Origin of the sequence: Streptomyces sp. GbtcB7, from assembly GCF_019091445.1 — a bacterium.
GTDB lineage: Bacteria > Actinomycetota > Actinomycetes > Streptomycetales > Streptomycetaceae > Streptomyces > Streptomyces mirabilis.
The window spans coordinates 85,058-106,250 of sequence record NZ_JAGXJM010000028.1 but is presented as its reverse complement, the minus strand read 5'-3'; the positions used below and the strand labels follow the sequence as shown (position 1 = coordinate 106,250).

Sequence of the window (21,193 nt, the reverse complement as noted above, 5' to 3'; positions counted from 1 at the left end):
GACCGCATGGCCAGCTCGCGCGTTCTCACCTGGGAAGTCACGGAGAGCAAGGGGTTCGAGACCTCTTGGATCATGTCCGGCGCCCGCTCTCTGCGGGCGCGCGGGCGTGCCGTCGGGACGGTTCCCGAGCCGTACTGGATCTCTTACGAGCTCGACACCGTCGACGGGTTCGTGACCCGGCGGCTGTGTGTGAGCGCCGAGACGGCCTCGGGCACCCGCTCGCTGGACCTGCGGCACGACGGTGAGGGGCACTGGACGGCGGACGGGGACTGGCTGCCCGACCTCGGTGGCGCCCTCGACTGCGACCTGGGCCTGTGCCCGCTCACCAACACGATGCCGGTGCTGCGCCACGGGCTGCATCTCGGGCCGGGTGAGCGGGAGTTCCTGATGGCTTGGGTATCGGTGCCGGACCTGGCCGTGCGGGCGTCGCAGCAGACGTACACGCATCTCGGGCGCATCGGGGACGGCGGGCGCGTGCGTTTCTCGTCCGGTGAGTACCGCAGCGATCTGGAGCTCGACGCGGAGGGGTACGTCGTGGACTACCCCACGATGGCGCGGCGGCTGGCCACGACGTAGGTCAGCGTTCCGTCACCTTGCCCGCCGCCACTTCCAGCCGGCGTGTGGTGTGGACCGCGTCGAGCATGCGGCGGTCGTGGGTCACGAGCAGCAGGGTGCCCTCGTACGTGTCGAGCGCCGCCTCCAGCTGTTCGATCGCGGGGAGGTCGAGGTGGTTGGTCGGCTCGTCGAGGACGAGGAGGTTGACGCCACGGCCCTGGAGGAGGGCGAGGGCCGAGCGGGTGCGCTCGCCGGGCGAGAGGGTGGCCGCCGGGCGCAGGACGTGTTCCGCCTTGAGGCCGAACTTGGCCAGCAGGGTGCGGACCTCGGCCGGTTCGGTATCGGGGACGGCGGCGCTGAACGCGTCGAGCAGGGACTCGGAGCCGTGGAAGAGTTTGCGGGCCTGGTCGACCTCGCCAACGACGACGCCGGAGCCGAGGGTCGCGTGACCGGCGTCCAGCGGGACCCGGCCGAGCAGGGCGCCGAGCAGGGTCGACTTGCCCGCGCCGTTGGCGCCCGTGACGGCGACCCGGTCCGCCCAGTCGATCTGGAGGGTCGCGGGGCCGAAGGAGAAGTCGCCGCGCCGCACCTCGGCGTCACGCAGGGTGGCGACGACGGCGCCGGAGCGCGGTGCGGCCGCGATCTCCATCCGCAGCTCCCACTCCTTGCGCGGCTCGTCGACGACGTCCAGGCGCTCGATCATGCGCTGGGTCTGCCGGGCCTTGGACGCCTGCTTCTCGCTGGCCTCGCTGCGGAACTTGCGGCCGATCTTGTCGTTGTCGTTGTTCGCCTTGCGCCGGGCGTTCTTCACGCCCTTGTCCATCCAGGAGCGCTGCATCTGGGCGCGGCCTTCGAGGGCGGAGCGCTTGTCGGCGTACTCCTCGTAGTCGTCGCGGGCGTGCCGGCGGGCGGTGTCGCGCTCCTCCAGGTAGGCCTGGTAGCCGCCGCCGTAGAGGGTGATCTGCTGCTGGGCGAGGTCGAGTTCGAGCACCTTGGTGACCGTGCGGGTAAGGAACTCGCGGTCGTGGCTGACGACGACGGTGCCCGCGCGCAGCCCGGAGACGAAGCGTTCGAGCCGCTCCAGGCCCTCCAGGTCCAGGTCGTTGGTGGGCTCGTCGAGCAGGAAGACGTCGTAGCGGGACAGGAGCAGGGAGGCGAGTCCGGCGCGGGCCGCCTGGCCGCCGGACAGGGACGTCATCGGCTGGTCGAGGTCGACGCCGAGCCCGAGGGTGTCGGCGACCTCCTCGGCGCGCTCGTCGAGGTCGGCGCCGCCCAGGTCGAGCCAGCGCTCCAGGCTCTCCGCGTACGCGTCGTCCGCGCCCGGCGCGCCGTCGACGAGTGCCTGCGTCGCCTCGTCCATCACGCGCTGGGCCTCGGCCACCCCGGTGCGCCGGGCCAGGAACTCCCGGACGCTCTCGCCCTCCCGCCGCTCCGGCTCCTGCGGCAGATGGCCGACGCTCGCCGACGGCGGGGACAGCCGCAGCTCGCCCTCCTCGGGCGTGAGCAGTCCGGCGAGCATCCGCAGCAGGGTGGACTTGCCCGCGCCGTTGGCACCGACGAGTCCGATCACATCGCCGGGCGCGACCACGAGGTCGAGCCCGGAGAAGAGCGAGCGGTCGCCGTGTCCGGCGGCGAGGTTCTTGGCGACGAGAGTGGCAGTCATCAGGAGGCCGATCCTAACGGCCCGGCCGCCCCGGCTGCGCCTCCGTTTCCGTGCGGGGCCACGTCCCGGTTTCCGTGCGGGGCCGCACCCCGTGTCCGTGCGGCCCGCTCAGTGGGCCATCGCCTCCACCAGCACACTCCCCGAGGTCCGCGCCACGAGGAAGGACTCCCCCTTCACGGCCTTGGCGTCCAGGGCGATCCGGTGTCCGCCCGCCTCCAGAATCCCGTCGAAGACCTCCTGCGTGTGCGTGCGGTACAGCCGGTCGAGGCGGTACGCGGTGATCTGGACCCGGCAGGTGGAGGTGACCTCGATGCCCGCCTCGCCGTCGGCGGCGACCAGGCGGGTGAGACGGCGCAGCTCGAGGGGACTGCGGTCCAGGGCGTGCTCGATCTGCGCGACGAGGAGCGGGACGACGGGGGCCAGGCCGTCGACGTAGGCGACCTCGACCTCGGCCCGCTCGAAGGACCCTCGTACGGCCGCGCGCTCCTGTTCGCCGATGGCGCGCCCGAAGGCCACCGCGCCGTACCCGCGGAGTTCCTCGGCCGGGACGTCGGTGGCGTCGCGGGTGATGTCGGCGCCGATGCCGATGGTGCGCAGGGCGGCGGCGAGCTTGGCGAGTACGGCGACCCGGGCGCCGATGAGCAGGACCCTGCGGCGCGCCCCGGGGTCGCCGAGGAGCAGCGAGTTCAGGGCGCTGCGGTACTCGGCGCCCTGGAAGCGGAACGGCCCTATCCCGTGGTAGCCGTTGAGCTCCAGATCGGCGTGTTCGCCGGTCTGCCAGGCGAAGTCGCGCCACACGTAGTCGTCGCGGGAGTCGTCCTTCTCGATGACGGCGGTCACGGCACCGCATTCGATGCCCTCGCACTCGGGACAGCCGTAGATCACGTAGCGGCCGTCGCCGAGCGGGGCCTCGGCCTCCAGGAGGAGGCTTCGGACCTGGGCGGTGAAGATGGCGGGTGGTACGTCGGAGGCGAGCGGGGACACCGCGTCGAGGTCGGAGAGCTGGTACAGCAGCGGGCGGCCGTCGACGATGAAGTCGACGAAGTCCCGGTGCACTTGGTAGTCACCGTTGGCGAGGACTCCACCGGCACGCATCGCCGGTGCCAGGCCGAAGGTCGCGTACTCGGCAGACATGCTGTGAGTATCCCCAGACTGGGCGTGATGTGAGCACGGCATGACATATTCCGCTAACGTCCCGGCATGGACAACGCGCCCAGCGGTGACGTGATCGTGGTCGGAAGCGGTGTCGTCGGGTTGACGACGGCGATCGTCCTGGCCGAGCGCGGCCGGCGGGTACGGGTGTGGGCGCGGGAGTCCGGCGAGCTGACCACCTCGGCCGTTGCCGGCGCGCTGTGGTGGCCGTATCGCATCCGGCCGAAGGCGCTCGCGGGTGAATGGGCCCTGCAATCACTCTCCGTGTACGAGGAGTTGGCGGCCCGGCCCCAGGAGACGGGCGTACGCGTGGTCGAGGGCGTACAGGGCGAGACGCGGCTGGACGAGCTGGAGCCGTGGGCCGCCCGGGTGCCGGGGCTGCGCGCGGCTACGGCCGAGGAGTACGCGGGTGCAGGGCTGTGGGCGCGGCTGCCGCTGATCGACATGCCGGTGCATCTGCGGTGGCTGCGCGAGCGGTTCCTGCGGGCGGGAGGGGCGATCGAGACACGGACGGTGACGGATCTCGCGGAGGTCGAGGCGCAGGTCGTCGTCAACTGCACGGGGCTTGGCGCCCACACGCTCGTACCGGATCCGGCCGTACGGCCCGTGCGCGGGCAGCTCGTGATCGTGGAGAACCCCGGGGTCCGTACCTGGCTCGTGTCGACGGACAGGGACGCCGGGACGACCACCTATGTCTTCCCGCACCCGGACCGGCTCGTGCTGGGTGGCACGACCGACGACGATGACTGGTCGCTCACGCCGGATCCGGGGGCGGCCGAAGCGATCGTCGAACGGTGTGTGGCGCTGCGGCCGGAGATCGCCGGGGCGCGTGTGCTGGGCCATCGGGTGGGGCTGCGGCCGGTGCGTGACACGGTCCGGCTGGAGCGTGAAGTACTGCCCGACGGGCGGGTGTTGGTGCACCACTACGGTCATGGCGGCGCGGGCGTCACGGTGGCCTGGGGTTGTGCGCGGGAGGCGGCCGGGCTCGCGCTGGGCGAGGAACCGGCCGCCGTGCGCCCTTGAGGGGGTCAGTGGATCAGCGGGTCTCCCCCGGGACCCGGAGGGCACTGCTCGGATCGCGTACGCCGTCGAGGCCGGCCGTGCTCGCGGCGGCGGTGGATCCCGCGGTCGCCCTGGTGAAGGCACCGGCGCCGCCGACGAACGGCACGCGGGCCGACGTACGGGACAGGTCCAGGGTGAGGGTCGGAGTGGTCGACGGCGGGTCGATGAGGTCCTTGTCCGTGCCCGCGACGATCAGGGCGAGCCGGTGGCCCGCCGGGACGACGTGGTCGGTGGCCGCCAGGTCGAGCGTGATCGTGTACGCCTTGCCCGGGGTGAGCGGGACGCCCTTGAGGTCGGAGGCGTAGTTGCCGAGGTCGGCCCAGCCGCGGCTGAAGACCGTGGCCCCGACGTCGGTCTTCTTCGCCTGGGTGACCTTGTAGCAGGAGCTGTCGCCGGTCGTGCTCGGACCCCAGCAGGTGCGGTCGGTGAGGGTGGTGATGCCCTCGCCGCCGTCGGCGTAGTCGCGGATGGTGTCCGGGCCCAGGTCGACCAGGACCGCGGAGAGGTGGGCGGTCGAGGTGGTCGGCGTGGCGGTGACGGTCACCTTGGAGGAGCCGGACAGACGCAGGTCCGTGGTCAGCGGCTTGGTGACGAACCCGGCCTTCTCGGGGGTGGACCGGTCGATGTGGGCGGCCCAGTCGGTCTCGCTCAGTTGCGGGTCGTCGGTGAAGGTCTGGCTTCCGGAGCCCGTACGCAGGCCGAGGGTGCCGACGCCCGCCTGGGTGCCGGTGCCTGGGCGGAGTGTCGTCGGCTGCGTCCCGCGGGGGGGCCAGACGCTGGAGGTGGCCCACTGGTCGGGGTGGCGCTCGATGTCGGCCATGGGCTCGTCGTCGATGCCGTTGTCGTAGCCGAGGAGTTCGTGGTCGAACCAGCGGTGCAGGGTGTCGACCCAGGCGGCGCGGCGGAAGTCGAAGGGGTCGACATGGCCGGTCTGGGAGAGCCAGATCTTGCGCTCGACGCCGTTCTTGGCGAGGGCGCTCCACCACTGGCCGAAGTTCTTGGTGCGGACGTTGAGGTCCTGCATGCCGTGCACCAGGAAGACGCTCGCCCTGACCTTGCTCGCGTCCTTCACGTAGTCGCGTTCGGTCCAGAACTTGGTCCAGTCGCCGGTGCGCGGGGCCCCGTCGACGAGCTTCTGCTGCACGGCGGCGCACTTGGCGGTGGCCTCGGGGCTGTCGACGTAGCCGGAGAGCCAGTCCGGGCCCGAGTCGTACAGCGGGGCGCCCTTGGCGAAGTAGTAGTCGTACCAGGAGGAGATGGCGCTGATCGGCACGATGGTCTTCAGGCCCTTGACGCCGGTCGCGGCGACACCGTTGGCGATGGTGCCGTCCCAGCTCTTGCCGATCATGCCGGTGCTGCCGTTGGTCCAGGTCGCCTTGGTCCGGTCGGCGCCGGTGCGCGTCGTGTAGCCCTTGGCCCGGCCGTTGAGCCAGTCGACCACGGCCTTCGCGGACTGGATGTCGGAGCGGCCGCCGACGTCCACACAGCCGTCGGAGCGATTGGTTCCGGCCAGGTCGACGCCGACGAAGGCGTAGCCGCGCGGCACGAAGTAGTTGTCGTAGAACAGCGGCATCTGGACGACGTCGCCGTTCGCGTCGTACGTCTTGAGCTGGCTCTCGTTGCCGCGCCCGCAGCAGGAGTAGTACGGGCTGGCGTCCATGATCACGGGAACCTTGCGGCCCTGCTGGGCGAGTTCACGGGGCCGGACGATGTCGACGGCGACGCGGTCGGTCTTCCCGTCGCCGTCGCCGTCGAGGCCGGTGTCCACCCAGACGGATTCGCGGATCGCGTTCTCGTACGAGTAGACCGGGGTGCTCTCCCGGGGCGCGCCGTGTGCGGCGGCGGGGGCGAGGAAGACGGCCATCAGGGCGGCGGTGGCCGCCGTCGCGAGCGATCTCCAGGTCGTGAAGCGCATACGGCGCGCTGGTTTCGGCATGCGCGGAAGGTACCCCGGCCAACTCCCGTACAAAAGAGGGTCTGTGGAGGCAGCCGGGCCTGAATCGGTCATGTCGGCCGAATGGCGATCGTGTGACAGGAGGGGCGATGGACAGGGTGACGGCACAGGGAGTCAATAGGCTCCGAACCGTCCTCGTTTCCCCACGACTTGGAGCTCTCCGTGCACCGCAGACTCATCGCCCCGGGCGCGCTCGCCGTCTCCCTGCTGCTGGCGATCCCGGCATCGGCGGCGGACTACACCCCCGGGGCGCCCGGTATCGGCGACCCCTACTACCCGGCCTACGGCAACGGCGGATACGACGTCTCGCACTACGACCTGCGGCTCCAGTACCAGCCGGCCACCGACGAGTTGCAGGGAACGGCGACCCTCCTGGCCACCACCACGCAGGACCTCTCACGCTTCGACCTCGACTTCCTGCTCGATGTGAGCGAGGTGCGGGTCAACGGGGCGAAGGCCTCGTTCATCACCTCGGGCCAGCACGAGCTGGAGATCACCCCGGCGACTCCGCTGCCGAAGGGCACGCCTGTCACGGTCGTCGTCCGGTACAGCGGGGTGCCCTCGACGAAGAGCGCGTACGGGTTCTCGACCTGGCACCGCACTCCGGACGGGGCCGTCGCGGCGGACGAGCCCGAGTCGGCCTGGTGGTGGTTCCCCAGCAACGACCATCCGAGCGACAAGGCCACGTACGACGTCTCGGTGGCCGTGCCGGACGGTACGCAGGCGATCTCCAACGGCACGCTTCAGTCGACGAGTTCACGGCTCGGCTGGACCCGCTACAGCTGGCGGTCCAACAAGCCGCAGGCGACCTATCTCGCCACGCTCGCCATCGGAAAGTTCGACATCACGACGGGCACGACGGCCGCCGGCGTCCCGGTCGTCAACGCGTACAGCAAGGACCTCGGCGACAACGACGGGGCCGCGCGGGCGAGCGTCGAGCGGACCGGGGAGATCGTCGACTGGCTGACCGGCTACTTCGGCCCGTACCCCTTCAGCTCGGTGGGCGGATACGTGCCGAACACCACCACCGGGTACGCGCTGGAGACCCAGACGCGCGTCTACTACAGCCCCCGGCAGTTCGCGAACGGCTCCAACACCTCCGTGGTCGTCCATGAGCTGGCGCACCAGTGGTACGGCGACGACGTGTCCCTGAAGGGCTGGAAGGACATCTGGATCAACGAGGGCTTCGCGCGGTACGCGCAGTGGCTGTGGTCCGAGCACGAGGGTGAGGGGACGGCGCAGGAGCTCGCGGACTACGTGTACGCCTCGCATCCGGCGGACGACGCCTTCTGGAAGGTCGCGCCGGGTGACCCCGGTCCGGACAACCAGTTCGACACCGCGGTCTACGACCGGGGGGCGGTGGCGGTGCAGGCGCTGCGCAACGAGGTCGGGGACGACACGTTCTTCGCCATCCTGAAGGGGTGGCCGCGGGAGCACGCGTACGGGAACGCGTCGGTCGGGGACTTCCAGAAGTACGCGGAGAAGGTGTCGGGCAAGTCGCTCGCCACGCTCTTCGACACCTGGCTGTTCGAGCCGTCGAAGCCGGCGGCGCCCGCGGCGCGGGGTGCGTCGATCGCGGTGGCCCCGGCCACGGCGGGGGCCCCGGCGCAGCCCAGGTCGTGGAAGAAGATCGCGGCGACCGATTCCGTCCACTCCGGCTGAACCGGCACCGCGGGCCCCTCAGCGGGGCCTTCGCCCACTCGCCCGCCCTTCCGTCTCTCAGGGCGGGCGAGTGGGGGCCGTTCGCGTACGGGCGTCAGTTGCCCTGCTCCACCGGGGCCGCGATCCGCTCGCCCACGATGCGGCTCGCCAGCTCCGAGGCCAACTCCGATACGGACATGCGGAGTTCGGCGTCGGCCGCCGCGCACTCGGACTCGATGCGGGCGCGACCGTCGGCCACCACGGCGTCACGTTCGCGCTGCCCGTCCGCGCGGGCCTCGGCGATCAGGGCGGAGCCCTGTTCGAGGGCCTGCTGGCGGATGCGGGCGGCTTCGTGGCGGGCCTCGGCCAACAGGGCCTCGGTCCTGAGACGCTCACTCTCGGCGCGGGCGCGCACGGCTTCGGCGCGCTCCTTGGCGCCGCTGATCGCGTCGTCCCGCAGTTCGAGCGCCCGGTTCATCCGCGGGAGCACGCGGGCGACGAGCACATAGATGAAGGCGAACAGCGCCAGGGCGTAGCCCAGGTCCTGAACCTTCGGGTTGAGTGGACCTATCGGGTAGGGGATGAGTTCCATGGCCGTGACTTACCCGCTCATGCGTGCGAACCAACGCGCATCTGCGCCAGAGTTGACCGAAAACAGCCCCTCCGGCCGACCCTGGTGGCCCGTCATCGGCGCGAGAAACCGCGCGCCCAGTCTTCGGGCCCCGCTCACTCCCCGTGGTCGTACACCGTCACCGCCACTCCCCGCTCCACCAGCCGTCGCATGATGAGCGGCTCCACCCGGGACCAGTCGCCGCCGGCCAGACCGCAGCCGATGCCCCGCTGGTCTATCAGGTTCGCCACCCACACGTACTTCTCGACCTGGACGAACTGGGTCGCGCCCAGCCTGAAGTCGTTGTGCGCCCCGTCCCGGTGCCGACATGACGCCACCGTAGGCGCCGCCGCTGACAGCGGCGTGCGACCTGCTACTTCGTCAGCTCGCTCAGTTCCTGGTCCGTGGTCTTCGAGACCCGGTGGCGGATCGCGAACCAGCCGCCGACCAGCAGGGCCGCGATCACCGGGATGAGGAGCAGGGTCTTGCGGCCGACCTCGGGGTCGTTCCCCATCAGGCCGAGCACGGCCAGCAGGAAGGCGATGGTGACGATCTCGGTCACGGGGCTACCGGGGAGCCGGAAGGACGGGCGGGTCACCAGGCCCTCCTTGGCGCGGCGGACGAACACCAGGTGACAGACCATGATGATCACCCAGGTGCTGATGATGCCCAGGGACGCCACGTTCAGGACGATCTCGAAGGCCTGGCTGGGCATGAGGTAGTTCAGGCCGACGCCGAGCACGCACACCGCGCAGGTGAGCAGGATGCCGCCGTACGGGACCTGGTTGCGGTTCATCTTCGCGGTGAACCGGGGCGCGGAGCCCGCCATCGCCATGGAGCGCAGGATGCGGCCGGTGGAGTACAGGCCGGAGTTCAGGGACGACATGGCCGCGGTGAGGACGACCAGGTTCATGACGTCACCGGCGCCTTGGACGCCGATCTTCGACAGGACGGTGACGAAGGGGCTCTCGTCGGCCGAGTAGACCGAACCGGGCAGCAGCAGCGCGAGCAGCACGACCGAGCCGACGTAGAACAGGCCCACACGCCACATGATCGAGTTCACCGCGCGCGGGACGACCTTCTCCGGTTCGGCGGTCTCGCCCGCGGCGACACCGACCAGCTCCAGGGCCGCGTACGCGAAGATCACGCCCTGCATCACCAGGACGACCGGCATGATCCCGTGCGGGAGCAGGCCGCCGTGGTCCGTGATGACGCTCAGGCCGGGCTTCTGGCCGCCCACGTCGTGGTGCGTGGCCAGCAGGAAGATGCCGACCAGCATGAAGGAGACGAGGGTGGCGACCTTGACGATCGCGAACCAGAACTCCATCTCGCCGAAGATCTTCACCGAGATCAGGTTGACGGCCAGGACCACCGCGAGGGCGATCAGCGCCAGCACCCACTGGGGGATGTCGGTGAAGAAGCTCCAGTAGTGCGTGTAGAGCGCGATCGCGGTGATGTCGGCGATGCCGGTCGTCGACCAGTTGAGGAAGTACATCCACCCGGCGACGTACGCGCCCTTCTCGCCGAGGAACTCGCGCGCGTACGACACGAAGGACCCGGAGGAGGGCCGGTAGAGGACCAGCTCGCCGAGCGCGCGCACGACGAAGAAGGCGAAGACTCCGCAGACGAGGTAGGCGATCGCCAGCGCGGGTCCCGCGTTGTGGAGGCGGCCGCCGGCGCCGAGGAAGAGCCCGGTGCCGATCGCGCCGCCGATGGCGATCATGTTGACGTGGCGGGCCTTGAGGTCCTTGCTGTAACCGGCGTCGCCCGCGTCCGCGGGCGTGCGGGCCGCGTCGGTGCGGGGTGCGGCCTTGGCCGTGTCTACGGCGTCCTTGCTCACGCGTGGATCTACTCTCTGGTGCGCCCACGCACCGAGTACGCGGGTTTCCGGATGTACCTCGGCCCGCACCACCCCTGACGCGGCGCAGACCAAGGAACCACCTTCCCCGAGGGGTCCCCACGGATGCGATGGCACACCTCACACCGCGGAACATCTCACATGGTGATCAAAGGGTGCAGAACTCGTCGACAGCGCTTTCACAGGACCGGTGAGACAGCAATACTGTTGCACCTGATCGCTGCACCATCGAAGAGGCGAGGACCTGCCATGACGACGGACACCGAGGAGCCGACGCTCACGGTCGACGAGCTGGCGGCACGCGCGGGCGTCACGGTCCGTACGGTCCGCTTCTACAGCTCCAAGGGGCTGCTCCCGCCGCCCGTGATCGGACCCCGCCGGGTGGGGCACTACAGCCAGGAGCATCTGGCCCGGCTCGCGCTCATCGAGGAGCTGCAGCGCCAGGGCATGACGCTGGCCGCGATCGAGCGCCATCTTCAGCAGCTGCCGGCCGACCTGAGCGCCCAGGATCTCGCCCTTCACCGTGCCGTGGTCGCCTCCTGGGCGCCGGACGCGGCGGAGGACGTGACACGCGAGGAACTGGAACGGCGGGCCGGCCGCCCCCTGGGCGAGGAGGACCTGGAGCGGCTGGTCGCGATGAGCATCATCGAGCGGGCCGAGGGCACCTCCGGCACCGCACACTCCTCGGGCTCCCTGGCCTCCCCCGACTCCTTCCGCGTGGACCCGGCGCTGCTGGCGCTCGGCGTCCAGCTCCTCGACGTACCGCTCGCGCACGAGTCGATCCTCGCCGCGCGCGGCGTCCTGCTGGAGCACTCCCGCGCGGCGGCACGCGAGCTGTCCGCGTTGCTGCGCGAGGCGGTGGGCGAGCACGAGTCGGTGGCGGCGGTGAAGTCCCTGTCGGCCCACATGCAGCCGCTGGTGGTGCAGGCGCTGCTGACCACGTTCCAGCGCTCCCTGAAGGCGGAGCTGCGGGTGTGGCTCAAGGAGTCCTGAGCCGCTGAGGACTCCTTGAGCCACACCCGCGCGCCTCTTGCTGGGCGATACGTCAGCTGTCGCTGAACCTCTCGCCGTTCTCCGCCTTCTCGACGAGCAGCGCGGGCGGCGTGAACCGCTCCCCGTAGCGCTCGGCGAGTTCACGCGCGCGTGCCACGAATCCGGACGGACCTCCGTCGTAGCCGTTGATGTACTGGAGCACGCCGCCGGTCCAACCCGGGAAGCCGATCCCGAAGATGGACCCGATGTTGGCGTCCGCGACGGACGTCAGCACGCCCTCCTCCAGGAGCCGGACGGTGTCCAGCGCCTCGGAGAAGAGCATGCGCTCCTGCATGTCCTTGAACGGGATCTCGTGGCCGGGCTTGGTGTAGTGCTCCCGCAGGCCGGGCCAGAGCTTGCCGCGCTTGCCGTCCGCGCCGTACTCGTAGAAGCCCGCGCCGCCGCTGCGCCCGGTGCGGCCGAACTCGTCGACCATGCGGTCGATGACCGCCTCCGCCGGGTGCGTCTGCCAGGTGCCGCCCGCCTCCTCGACGGCCTGCCTGGACTCCTTGCGGATCTTGCGCGGCAGGGTGAGCGTCAGCTCGTCCATCAGGGAGAGGACCTTGGCCGGGTAGCCCGCCTGGGCCGCCGCCTGCTCGACGGAGGCGGGCTCGATGCCCTCGCCGACCATCGCGACGCCCTCGTTGATGAAGTGGCCGATGACGCGGGAGGTGAAGAAGCCGCGCGAGTCGTTGACGACGATCGGGGTCTTCTTGATCTGCCGTACGAGGTCGAAGGCGCGCGCCAGTGCCTCGTCGCCGGTCCGCTCGCCCTTGATGATCTCGACGAGCGGCATCTTGTCGACGGGCGAGAAGAAGTGCAGCCCGATGAAGTCGTCCTGCCGCTCCACGCCCTCGGCGAGCACGGTGATCGGCAGGGTCGAGGTGTTGGAGCACAGCAGCGCGTCGGGCTCGACGACGTTCTGGATCTCCTGGAACACCTTGTGCTTGAGAGCCGTGTCCTCGAAGACGGCCTCGATCACGACGTCGCAGCCGGCCAGGTCGTTCGGGTCGGCGGTGGGCGTGATGCGGGCGAGCAGCTCGTCGGCCTTCTCCTGCGTCGTACGGCCCCGGGAGACGGCCTTCGCGCAGAGCTTCTCGGAGTAGGCCTTGCCCTTGGCCGCCGCGTCCGCCGACACGTCCTTCAGGACGACGTCGATGCCCGCGCGGGCGCACGAGTAGGCGATGCCGGCGCCCATCATCCCGGCGCCGAGGACGGCGACCCTGCGGACCTGGCGCGGCTCGATGCCCTGGGGGCGGTTGGCGCCGGAGTTGACCGCCTGGAGGTCGAAGAAGAACGCCTGGATCATGTTCTTCGAGGTCTGCCCGGTGACCAGCTCGGTGAAGTAGCGGGCCTCGATGACCAGCGCGGTCTCGAAGTCGACCTGGGAGCCCTCGACGGCGGCCGCCATGATGTTGCGCGGGGCCGGGTAGGGGGCGCCGTTGAGCTGCTTCCTCAGGTTGGCCGGGAAGGCGGGCAGGTTGGCCGCGAACTTCGGGTTCGACGGCGTGCCGCCCGGGATCTTGTAGCCGGGCTTGTCCCAGGGCTGCCGCGACTCGGGGTTGGCGTCGATGAAGGCGCGCGCCTTGGCGAGCATCTCCTCGGAGGTGGCCGCCACTTCGTGGACGAGCCCGTTCTCCAGGGCCCGCTGCGGGGAGTACTGGGTGCCCTGGAGGAGCACCTTCAGCAGCGCGTCGGTGATGCCCATGAGGCGGACGGTGCGGGTGACGCCGCCGCCTGCAGGCAGCAGGCCGAGGGTGACCTCCGGCAGGCCGATCTTGGAGCCGGGGGCGTCGAGGGCGACGCGGTGGTGGGAGGCGAGGGCGATCTCGTAGCCGCCGCCGAGGGCAGCGCCGTTGATGGCGGCGACGACCGGCTTGCCCAGGGTCTCGATGCGGCGCAGGGAGGACTTGATGGCCGTGCCGGTGTCGAAGGCCTCCTGGGCGTTCTCCGGGCCTGCCTTGATCATGTCCTTGAGGTCGCCGCCCGCGAAGAAGGTCTTCTTGGCGGAGGTGTAGATGATGCCCCGGATGGAGTCCTTCTCGGCCTCGGCGCGTTCGGCGATCGCCGCGATCGAGTCCTTGAAGGCCTGGTTCATGGTGTTGGCGGACTGGTTGGGGTCGTCGAGGACGAGGGTGACGACACCGGTCTCGTCCTGTTCCCAGCGGATGGTGGTGCTCTCGGTCATGAGGAGGGTCTCCGTAGAAGCCGTTTAAGCCGTGGAAGTCTGGGGGTCCCGCCGGGGGTTACAGGCGCTCGACGATGGTCGCGATGCCCATGCCGCCGCCCACGCACAGCGTGGCCAGGCCGTAGCGCTTGTCCTGGCGCTCCAGTTCGTCGACGAGGCTGCCGAGGATCATCGCGCCGGTGGCGCCGAGCGGGTGGCCGAGCGCGATCGCGCCGCCGTTGACGTTGACCTTGTCGAGGGACAGGCCCATGTCCTTGACGAAGCGCAGGACGACCGCGGCGAAGGCCTCGTTGATCTCCACGAGGTCGATGTCGTCGATGGTCAGGCCGGCCTTGGCGAGCGCCTTGCGGGTCGCGGGCGCGGGGCCGGTGAGCATGATGGTGGGCTCGGAGCCGGAGACGGCGGCGGCGACGATCCGCGCGCGGGGGGTGAGGCCGTAGCGCTCGCCGACCTCCTTGGAGCCGATGGCGACCAGGGAGGCGCCGTCGACGATGCCGGAGGAGTTGCCCGCGTGGTGGACGTGGTCGATCTCCTCGACCCAGTGGTACTTCTGCAGCGCCACGGCGTCGAAGCCGCCCAGCTCGCCGATGTCCGCGAACGAGGCCTTCAGCTTGCCGAGCGAGTCGGCGGTGGTGCCGGGGCGCATGTGCTCGTCATGGTCGAGGACGACAAGCCCGCTGCGGTCCTTCACGGGGACGACGGACCGGTCGAAGCGGCCGTCCTTCCAGGCGGCGGCCGCGCGCTCCTGGGAGAGGGCCGCGTACTCGTCGACGTCCCGCCGTGAGAAGCCCTCGATGGTGGCGATGAGGTCGGCGCCGATGCCCTGCGGCACGAAGTTGGTGGCGATGTTGGTCATCGGGTCGGCGAACCAGGCGCCGCCGTCCGAGGCCATGGGCACACGGGACATCGACTCGACGCCGCCCGCGAGCACCAGGTCCTCCCAGCCGGAGCGGACCTTCATCGCGGCCAGGTTGACGGCTTCCAGGCCCGAGGCACAGAAGCGGTTCTCCTGGACGCCGGCGACCGTGTCGGGCAGTCCGGCGGCGATCGCGGCGATCCGCGCGATGTCGGAGCCCTGGTCGCCGACCGGGCCCACGACACCGAGCACGATGTCGTCGATCGCGGCCGGGTCCAGGCCCGGCAAGCGGCGCTGGATCTCGTGGATGAGGCCGACGACCAGGTCGATGGGCTTGGTGCCGTGCAGGGCGCCGTTCGCCTTGCCGCGCCCGCGCGGGGTGCGGATCGCGTCGTACACGTACGCTTCGGTGCTCACTGATAAGCCTTTCGGGGAGGGTGCGGAGGATCAGCCGAGCAGGGAGCGGCCGATGATCTCCTTCATGATCTCTGTGGTCCCGCCGTAGATGGTCTGGATGCGGCCGTCGGTGAAGGCCCTGGCGACGCGGTACTCCGTCATGTAGCCGTAGCCGCCGTGCAGCTGGAGGCAGCGGTCCGCGACGCGTTTTTGCAGTTCGGTGGCCCACCACTTGGCCATCGAGGCGTGCACGGCGTCGAGTTCCCCGTTCGTGTGGTCGACGACGCAGCGGTCGAGGAACTTACGGGTGACGGCGCACTCGGTCGCCATCTCGGCTATCTCGAAGCGGATGTGCTGGAGCTTGGACAGCGGCCGTCCGAAGGCCTCGCGCTCCTTGACGTACTGGGTGGTGATCTCCAGCAGGTACTCGGCCGCCGCGATCCCGGCGACGGCGATGCCCATACGTTCCTGCGCGAGGTTCGTCATGAGGTGCATGAAGGCGCCGTTGAGCTCCCCGAGCAGGTTCTCCTTGGGGACGCGTACGTCGTGGAAGAACAGCTCGGCCGTGTCCTGCGCCTTCTGCCCGATCTTGTCGAGATTGCGGCCACGCTCGAAGCCTGCCATGCCGCGCTCGACGACGAGAAGAGACAGACCGTGGGCGCCGCCCTCCGGGGTCGTCTTCGCGACGACGATCACCAGGTCGGCGAGGATCCCGTTCGAGATGAAGGTCTTGGAGCCGTTGAGCAGCCAGTGGTCGCCCCGGTCCTCGGCGTGCGTCCTGATGCCCTGGAGGTCGGATCCGGCGCCGGGCTCGGTCATCGCGATCGCCGTGATGAGCGAACCGTCGCAGAACCCGGGCAGCCAGCGCCGCTTCTGCTCCTCGGTGGCCAGGTCCGTCAGATACGGCCCGATGATGTCGTTGTGCAGCCCGAGGGCGAGACCGGCGGCCCCCGCGCGCGTGAACTCCTCGGCGAGTACGGCGCTGTAGCGGAAGTCGGCGTTGCCGCCACCTCCGTACTCCTCCGGTACGGCGAGGCCGAGCAGCCCCTGCCTCCCGGCCGCGCGCCAGGCCTCGCGCGAGACGATGCCGTCCTTCTCCCACTGTTCGTAGTACGGCGTCACCTCCTTGGCGAGGAAGGTGCGCACCGTCTCGCGGAACGCGTCGTGCTCGGGGCCGAAAATCTGCCGCTTCATGCGCGAATGCCCTCCTAGAGCCAGCTCTTGACGGTCTCGACCAGGCGGGCCGGCTCCGGCCCCACGGGAGTGATGTTGAGCATGTCGACCCCGGCCTCCCGGAAGGCCTCGACACGCTCGCGCACATAGCTCTCCGGCCCGCACAGCGAGATCAGCTCGCAGAACTCGGCCGGTACGGCGGCCTCGGCCTCCTTCTTGCGACCGGAGAGGTACAGCTCCTGGATGAGCCAGGCCTCCTTCTCGTAGCCGTAGGCCACCGCGAGGTCGTTGTAGAAGTTCTTGCCGGGGGCGCCCATGCCGCCTACGTAGAGGGCGATTTTGGGGCGCGCGAGCTCCCGTACGGCCGCCGCGTCCTCGCCGATGGCGAGCAGGCCGCCCGCGACGGTCCGCAGCGGGCCGAGCGCCGGGTCCCGCAGTGCGGCGCCCTCCGCGAGGGGGCCGCCCCACACCTGGTGGGCCTTCTCCGGGATGAAGAGGGTGGGCAGCCAGCCGTCGGCGAGTTCGGCGGTCATCCGGACGTTGGCGGGGCCCAGGGAGGCCACGTACAGCGGGATGTCGGGGCGCACCGGCTTGGTGAGGAGCTTCAGGGGCTTGCCCAGGCCGCCGGGGCGGGGCATGTCGGTGATGCCGTGGTGGTCGATGACCTCGCGGCGCAGGATGCGGCGGGTCAGTTCGATGGCCTCGCGGGTGCGGCCCAGTGGCTTGTCGTAGGCCTTCCCGTGCCACCCCTCGACGACCTGCGGGCCCGAGGCACCGAGCCCCAGCATGGCGCGGCCGCCCGAGATCGCGTCGAGTCCGGCGGCGGTCTGCGCGAGGAGCGCCGGGGTGCGCGAGTAGACGTTGAGGATCCCGGAGCCGATCTTCATGCGCTCGGTGCGGGCGGCCAGATAGCCCATGATCGTGGGCGCGTCGAAGCCGTAGGCCTCCGCGACCCAGACGGCGTCCAGACCCGCGGACTCCAGGGCGGCGACCTCGTCGGCGGCCTGCCGGGGGTCGCCCGCGTAGTCGAGCGGGAGGGAGAGCTCCATCAGTCGCCGTCCTTCATCGGGTCGTCCTTCATGAGGTCGTGCCGCGTCAGCCGTGGTACGTCCCAGTCGCGGGCCACGTCCGCGGTGTCGGCGCCGGGCAGGGCGGGGCCGGTGCGGACGGAGGTGCGGGTCAGGGAGAAGCGGGGTGCGGGGGCGGGCTGGGTGATGCCGCCGTGGTCGGTGAAGGTGCCGCGGGCGGCGAGGTGGGGGTGGGCCGGGGCCTCCCGCAGTGACAGGACGGGGGCCACGCAGGCGTCGGAGCCCTCGAAGACCGCGGTCCACTCGTCCCTGGTGCGGGTCTTGAAGCGGGCGGCGACCGCCTCGCGCAGCTCGCCCCAGCGGGCCAGGTCCTTGCGGGCGTCGGCGTACTCCTCGATGCCGAGCAGTTCCACGAACTCGGCGTAGAACTGCTGCTCCAGGGCGCCCACCGCCATGTACTTCCCGTCGGCCGTCTCGTACGTGCCGTAGTACGGGCAGCCGCCGTCCAGGAGGTTGGCGCCGCGCCGGTCCTGCCAGCCGCCCGCGGCGAGCATGCCGTGGATCATCGAGGCGAGGTGCGCGGCGCCGTCGACGATCGCCGTGTCCACGACCTGCCCGGCGCCGGTGGCGCGCGCGTGGTGGAGCGCGGCGAGGACGCCGACGACGAGGTAGAGCGAGCCGCCCGCGTAGTCGCCGACGAGGTTCGCGGGGACCGTGGGCGGCTCGTCCGGCCTGCCGATCATGCCGAGGGTGCCGGTGAGGGCGATGTACGCGATGTCGTGCCCGGCACGCGGGGCGAGCGGGCCCTGCTGGCCCCAGCCGGTCATCCGGCCGTAGACGAGCCGGGGGTTGCGGGCGTGGCAGGTCTCGGGGCCGACGCCGAGGCGCTCGGCGACGCCGGGGCGGTAGCCCTCGACGAGGATGTCCGCGCGTTCGACCAGATCGAGGACGCGGGCGGGGCCGTCCTCGGCCTTCAGGTCGATCACGACCGACCGCTTGTTGCGGTTGGTGATGTCGTACTCCGGGTCGACGGCGAGCCCCGTGCCGCCGGGCCGGTCCACGCGGACGACGTCCGCGCCGAGGTCGGCCAGGAGCATGGCGGCGAACGGGCCGGGGCCGATGCCCGCCAGCTCCACCACGCGCACTCCGGCCAGCGGGCCGTACGCCGGCGTCCCTGCCACTGCCATCGAGCCCCCAGCACTGTGACACCACTGATGTGACATCAGAGATGTTAAGAACGTGTTCCGCGCCGGGCAAGCCCCCAGCGAGCAAGCGCTTAGTTAAATCCCGGGTGGCGGATCATGTCGAAAGGTCATGAAAGAGGGCACGTCAGCGACGTATGCCGCCGCACGGCCGGCGCGCGTTCCCCTGCACGACCACGACCACCTCCGACCTCTATGCCGACCTCAGCGTTCGGCCGCTCGTACCTCACGCTAGCCTCAGCCACCGACAACGGCGCTTCGCGCACGACAGATGGGGTGTCATGAGCAGGCTGAACGGGACGGCTCGCACGTACGACATCGTGCTCTTCGGAGCCACCGGGTTCGTCGGGGCCCTCACCGCGGAGTACCTCGCCGCCCACGCGCCCGAGGGGCTGCGCTGGGCGATCGCGGGCCGCGACGAGGAAAAGCTGGCGCGGCTGCGGGAGCGGCTGCCCGGCGCCCCCGACGTGCTGGTGGCGGATGTCGCCGATCCGGCGTCGCTGCGCGAACTCGCCCGCGGCGCGCGCGTGGTGGCGACGACCGTCGGGCCGTACATACTGCACGGCGAGGAGCTGGTCGCCGCCTGCGCCGACGCGGGCACCGACTATCTGGACCTCACCGGCGAGCCCGAGTTCGTGGACCTGATGTATGTCCGGCACGACGCACGCGCGCGGGAGACGGGGGCCCGCCTGGTGCACGCCTGCGGTTTCGACTCGATTCCGCACGACCTGGGCGCCTATTTCACGGTGCGGCAGCTGCCCGAGGACGTGCCGCTGCGGGTCGACGGTTTCGTCCGCGCACAGGCGATGTTCTCGGGCGGCACGTTCGCCTCCGCGCTCACCCAGTTCGCGCGCGGGCGGCACATCCTGGCGGCGGCGCGGGATCGCGGGCGGCACGAACCACGGTTGGTCGGGCGGCGGGCATACGCCCCGCTGAGCGCGCCGCGGTTCGCCAAGGAGGTCGGGGCGTGGGCGCTGCCGCTGCCCACGATCGACGCCCAGATAGTGCAGCGTTCGGCGCGGGTGCTGGAGCGCTACGGGCCCGACTTCCGCTACCGCCACTACGCGGCCGTCGAACGGCTGCCGGTCGCGGTGGGCGGGGTCACGGCCGTCGGCGCGGTGTTCGCGGCGGCCCAGGTGCCGCCCGCGCGGCGCTGGCTGTCGGACCGGATCAAGCCGGGCGAGGGCCCCAGTGCCTCGCGGCGGGCCAAGAGCTGGTTCTCGGTGCGGTTCGTGGGCGAGGGCGGCGGGCGCCGCGTGTTCACGGAGGTCGCGGGCGGCGACCCCGGCTACGGCGAGACCGCCAAGATGTTCGCGGAGTCCGCGCTGTCGCTCGCCTTCGACGACCTGCCGGAAACGGCCGGACAGGTCACGACGGCGGTGGCGATGGGCGACGCGCTCATCGAGCGGCTGCGCGGGGCGGGGATCACCTTCAGGGTCGCCGCGTCCCGGTAGGACCGTCCGCAAGGTCCTCTCTAGAGCGGCCAGCCCAGCACCGTGTAGATCATCCCGCCGATCCAGCCGACCCCGGCGAGGACGGAGAGGACCAGCGCGGCCATCACGGTGCGCTCGACGGGCTGGGTGGCGCCGGTGGCGGGCTTCGGGGAACGGTGCGTCGTCATGCGCCACAGCCTGCCGATCATGACGGCGCCCCCGCATCCGTACGGATACTCAGAACGCGTACTCAGGTCACGTACTCAGTCAACGGGTGAGGCCCCTGAGGGAGTTGTCTCCTTCAGGGCCCGTCGGCACAGGGAGTCCGCTCTTCGGGTGCTCTCCGGGAGGCGGTACTTCGGGGTGAGCGCGAGGGTGTGCGCGCAGGCGTTGTCGAGGCTCACCCGGTGGCCGACCGAGACGAAGACCGGCTTGACGCCGTCCTGGGTGCGCAGTGCGCGACCGACCTCCTCCGGACCCGTCGGTTCGCCCGCGAGCAGCGGGGAGACGCTGCCGCGCCGGGCGCCGGGCTCCTCGTAGGAGAAGGTGAACGGGTTCTTGGCCACCCCGATCGTGGGGAGCCCGGTGAGTACGCCGAGGTGGCTGGCGAGGCCGAAACGGCGGGGGTGGGCGAGACCGTAGCCGTCGCAGACCACGAGACCCGGCGGGCACGACAGCGCGTCGAGCACGGCCAGCACGGTCGGGATCTCGCGGAAGGCGAGCAGCCCGGGGACGTAGGGGAAGGAGACCTGTCCGACGGCGGTGGCCTCGGCGACGACGGTGAGAGTCGCCGCGTCGAGCACGACGGCCGCGGCCACGACGACGTCCCGCTCGTCGTCGTACGCCACGTCGACGCCCGTCACGCTGCCGGTGCCGGGCGGCGGCCCGGGCTCGTCGAGCACCACGCGCCCCCGCAGTTCGTCCTGCACGGCGCGGGCCTGCTCCTCGGTCGCGGGCCAACCCGCGGGAATCGGTACGGTGTTCAACGAGGTGTTCATGGTGCCGACGAGCCTAAGCCCACAGCACCGGAAGCGGCCTTGGGGCGGTCACTTGTCGCCCAGCGCGCGCCTCAGCTCCTCCTTGTTCATGTCCGACCGGCCGTGGATGTCGCGGCGCTTGGCCTCCTCGTACAGCTGGTCGTACGTGGGTCCCTGGGCGCCCTGGTGGGAGCGCAGGCCGCCGCGCCTGCCGGAGGAGATGTCCTGGGTGGACGTGCGGCTCGCGGTCTTCGACTCGCCGGCCCGGGCGCGCTCCTTGTTGACGGTGCGCGCGGCGATCTCCTCGGCGCGCTCCCTGCTCTCTCCCCGGTCGAGAGCGCTCTCCTTGATGTGCTCGTACTGGCGTTCCCGCTTGGGACTGGAGCCACGGGGCATGGCGGCTCACTTCCTTC

Annotated in this window: 18 protein-coding genes and 1 pseudogene; 5 read left to right on the top strand and 14 right to left on the bottom strand. The window is 70.9% G+C overall.

All coding sequences use genetic code 11. The features are described 5' to 3' along the window. Nucleotides 1-6 precede the first annotated feature (6 nt). A complete protein-coding gene (locus KVT44_RS37535) occupies nt 7-576 on the top strand; it encodes a putative glycolipid-binding domain-containing protein (RefSeq protein WP_217571988.1) in 570 nt (189 codons plus the stop codon). 1 nt (nt 577) lies between these two features. On the opposite strand, the gene KVT44_RS37530 is transcribed toward KVT44_RS37535, so the two are convergent. Then, the gene (locus KVT44_RS37530; RefSeq protein ID WP_217571986.1) at nt 578-2,218 is read right to left on the bottom strand and encodes an ABC-F family ATP-binding cassette domain-containing protein; all 1,641 of its coding nucleotides are present in this window, start codon (nt 2,216-2,218) and stop codon (nt 578-580) included. Between the two features lie 108 nt (nt 2,219-2,326). Beyond that, a complete protein-coding gene (locus KVT44_RS37525; RefSeq protein ID WP_217571984.1) occupies nt 2,327-3,352 on the bottom strand; it encodes an oxidoreductase in 1,026 nt (341 codons plus the stop codon). Nucleotides 3,353-3,418: 66 nt separating this feature from the next. Here KVT44_RS37525 and KVT44_RS37520 point away from each other — a divergent pair, with 66 nt between their 5' ends. After that, nucleotides 3,419-4,393: an FAD-dependent oxidoreductase gene (locus KVT44_RS37520; protein WP_217571982.1), complete on the top strand. Its 975-nt coding sequence runs from the start codon at nt 3,419-3,421 to the stop codon at nt 4,391-4,393. A 13-nt stretch (nt 4,394-4,406) separates the two neighbouring features. On the opposite strand, the gene KVT44_RS37515 is transcribed toward KVT44_RS37520, so the two are convergent. After that, nucleotides 4,407-6,368, bottom strand: a complete 1,962-nt coding sequence (locus tag KVT44_RS37515) for a Xaa-Pro dipeptidyl-peptidase (protein WP_217571980.1) — start codon at nt 6,366-6,368, stop codon at nt 4,407-4,409. Between the two features lie 180 nt (nt 6,369-6,548). Here KVT44_RS37515 and KVT44_RS37510 point away from each other — a divergent pair, with 180 nt between their 5' ends. Further along, nucleotides 6,549-8,048 (top strand): M1 family metallopeptidase, encoded by a 1,500-nt coding sequence (locus KVT44_RS37510; protein ID WP_217571978.1) that lies wholly within the window; start codon nt 6,549-6,551, stop codon nt 8,046-8,048. Nucleotides 8,049-8,142: 94 nt separating this feature from the next. Here the strand turns inward: KVT44_RS37510 and KVT44_RS37505 are convergent, their stop codons facing one another. From KVT44_RS37505 to KVT44_RS37495, 3 genes and pseudogenes are all read right to left on the bottom strand, one after another. After that, a complete protein-coding gene (locus tag KVT44_RS37505) occupies nt 8,143-8,619 on the bottom strand; it encodes a hypothetical protein (RefSeq protein ID WP_217571976.1) in 477 nt (158 codons plus the stop codon). Nucleotides 8,620-8,753: 134 nt separating this feature from the next. Continuing rightward, a pseudogene (locus KVT44_RS37500) lies at nt 8,754-8,960 on the bottom strand (Appr-1-p processing protein); the annotation flags it as partial. A 50-nt stretch (nt 8,961-9,010) separates the two neighbouring features. After that, nucleotides 9,011-10,477 (bottom strand): amino acid permease, encoded by a 1,467-nt coding sequence (locus tag KVT44_RS37495; protein WP_217571975.1) that lies wholly within the window; start codon nt 10,475-10,477, stop codon nt 9,011-9,013. 267 nt (nt 10,478-10,744) lie between these two features. Between KVT44_RS37495 and KVT44_RS37490 the strand changes: the two genes are divergently transcribed. Then, nucleotides 10,745-11,488, top strand: coding sequence for a MerR family transcriptional regulator (locus KVT44_RS37490; RefSeq protein WP_190168291.1), 744 nt, complete (start codon nt 10,745-10,747; stop codon nt 11,486-11,488). Between the two features lie 52 nt (nt 11,489-11,540). On the opposite strand, the gene KVT44_RS37485 is transcribed toward KVT44_RS37490, so the two are convergent. From KVT44_RS37485 to KVT44_RS37465, 5 genes are read right to left on the bottom strand one after another with little or no spacing between them, the layout of a single operon-like run. Continuing rightward, nucleotides 11,541-13,715, bottom strand: a complete 2,175-nt coding sequence (locus KVT44_RS37485) for a 3-hydroxyacyl-CoA dehydrogenase NAD-binding domain-containing protein (RefSeq protein ID WP_217571973.1) — start codon at nt 13,713-13,715, stop codon at nt 11,541-11,543. 58 nt (nt 13,716-13,773) lie between these two features. Beyond that, on the bottom strand, nt 13,774-14,988 hold the full coding sequence (locus KVT44_RS37480) for an acetyl-CoA C-acetyltransferase (protein ID WP_099919522.1): 1,215 nt from the start codon (nt 14,986-14,988) through the stop codon (nt 13,774-13,776). A gap of 30 nt (nt 14,989-15,018) precedes the next feature. After that, entirely contained in the window at nt 15,019-16,161 is a 1,143-nt protein-coding gene (locus KVT44_RS37475; protein ID WP_217571971.1) for an acyl-CoA dehydrogenase family protein, read from the bottom strand. 14 nt (nt 16,162-16,175) lie between these two features. Continuing rightward, nucleotides 16,176-17,189 (bottom strand): LLM class F420-dependent oxidoreductase, encoded by a 1,014-nt coding sequence (locus KVT44_RS37470; protein WP_217571969.1) that lies wholly within the window; start codon nt 17,187-17,189, stop codon nt 16,176-16,178. Next, on the bottom strand, nt 17,189-18,355 hold the full coding sequence (locus KVT44_RS37465) for a CaiB/BaiF CoA-transferase family protein (protein ID WP_229888720.1): 1,167 nt from the start codon (nt 18,353-18,355) through the stop codon (nt 17,189-17,191). The genes KVT44_RS37470 and KVT44_RS37465 overlap by 1 nt, the downstream gene beginning before the upstream one ends. Before the next feature lie 296 nt (nt 18,356-18,651). Here KVT44_RS37465 and KVT44_RS37460 point away from each other — a divergent pair, with 296 nt between their 5' ends. Continuing rightward, on the top strand, nt 18,652-19,824 hold the full coding sequence (locus KVT44_RS37460) for a trans-acting enoyl reductase family protein (protein ID WP_217571967.1): 1,173 nt from the start codon (nt 18,652-18,654) through the stop codon (nt 19,822-19,824). A gap of 20 nt (nt 19,825-19,844) precedes the next feature. Here KVT44_RS37460 and mmpA read toward each other — a convergent pair whose 3' ends face one another. From mmpA to KVT44_RS37445, 3 genes are all read right to left on the bottom strand, one after another. Continuing rightward, entirely contained in the window at nt 19,845-19,991 is a 147-nt protein-coding gene (gene mmpA / locus KVT44_RS37455; RefSeq protein WP_162489330.1) for a morphogenic membrane protein MmpA, read from the bottom strand. Between the two features lie 75 nt (nt 19,992-20,066). Beyond that, a complete protein-coding gene (locus tag KVT44_RS37450) occupies nt 20,067-20,789 on the bottom strand; it encodes an endonuclease V (RefSeq protein ID WP_217572038.1) in 723 nt (240 codons plus the stop codon). Between the two features lie 60 nt (nt 20,790-20,849). After that, entirely contained in the window at nt 20,850-21,176 is a 327-nt protein-coding gene (locus KVT44_RS37445) for a plasmid stabilization protein (RefSeq protein ID WP_075030387.1), read from the bottom strand. Nucleotides 21,177-21,193: the final 17 nt, after the last annotated feature.

Excerpts from the sequence above, each read along its gene's own strand:
- KVT44_RS37535 (WP_217571988.1), top strand. The coding sequence starts at position 7 with ATGGCCAGCTCGCGCGTTCTCACCTGGGAAGTCACGGAGAGCAAGGGG.
- KVT44_RS37530 (WP_217571986.1), bottom strand. The coding sequence starts at position 2,218 with ATGACTGCCACTCTCGTCGCCAAGAACCTCGCCGCCGGACACGGCGAC.
- KVT44_RS37525 (WP_217571984.1), bottom strand. The coding sequence starts at position 3,352 with ATGTCTGCCGAGTACGCGACCTTCGGCCTGGCACCGGCGATGCGTGCC.
- KVT44_RS37520 (WP_217571982.1), top strand. The coding sequence starts at position 3,419 with ATGGACAACGCGCCCAGCGGTGACGTGATCGTGGTCGGAAGCGGTGTC.
- KVT44_RS37515 (WP_217571980.1), bottom strand. The coding sequence starts at position 6,368 with ATGCCGAAACCAGCGCGCCGTATGCGCTTCACGACCTGGAGATCGCTC.
- KVT44_RS37505 (WP_217571976.1), bottom strand. The coding sequence starts at position 8,619 with ATGGAACTCATCCCCTACCCGATAGGTCCACTCAACCCGAAGGTTCAG.
- KVT44_RS37490 (WP_190168291.1), top strand. The coding sequence starts at position 10,745 with ATGACGACGGACACCGAGGAGCCGACGCTCACGGTCGACGAGCTGGCG.
- KVT44_RS37485 (WP_217571973.1), bottom strand. The coding sequence starts at position 13,715 with ATGACCGAGAGCACCACCATCCGCTGGGAACAGGACGAGACCGGTGTC.
- KVT44_RS37475 (WP_217571971.1), bottom strand. The coding sequence starts at position 16,161 with ATGAAGCGGCAGATTTTCGGCCCCGAGCACGACGCGTTCCGCGAGACG.
- KVT44_RS37470 (WP_217571969.1), bottom strand. The coding sequence starts at position 17,189 with ATGGAGCTCTCCCTCCCGCTCGACTACGCGGGCGACCCCCGGCAGGCC.
- KVT44_RS37465 (WP_229888720.1), bottom strand. The coding sequence starts at position 18,355 with ATGGCAGTGGCAGGGACGCCGGCGTACGGCCCGCTGGCCGGAGTGCGC.
- KVT44_RS37460 (WP_217571967.1), top strand. The coding sequence starts at position 18,652 with ATGAGCAGGCTGAACGGGACGGCTCGCACGTACGACATCGTGCTCTTC.
- mmpA (WP_162489330.1), bottom strand. The coding sequence starts at position 19,991 with ATGACGACGCACCGTTCCCCGAAGCCCGCCACCGGCGCCACCCAGCCC.
- KVT44_RS37445 (WP_075030387.1), bottom strand. The coding sequence starts at position 21,176 with ATGCCCCGTGGCTCCAGTCCCAAGCGGGAACGCCAGTACGAGCACATC.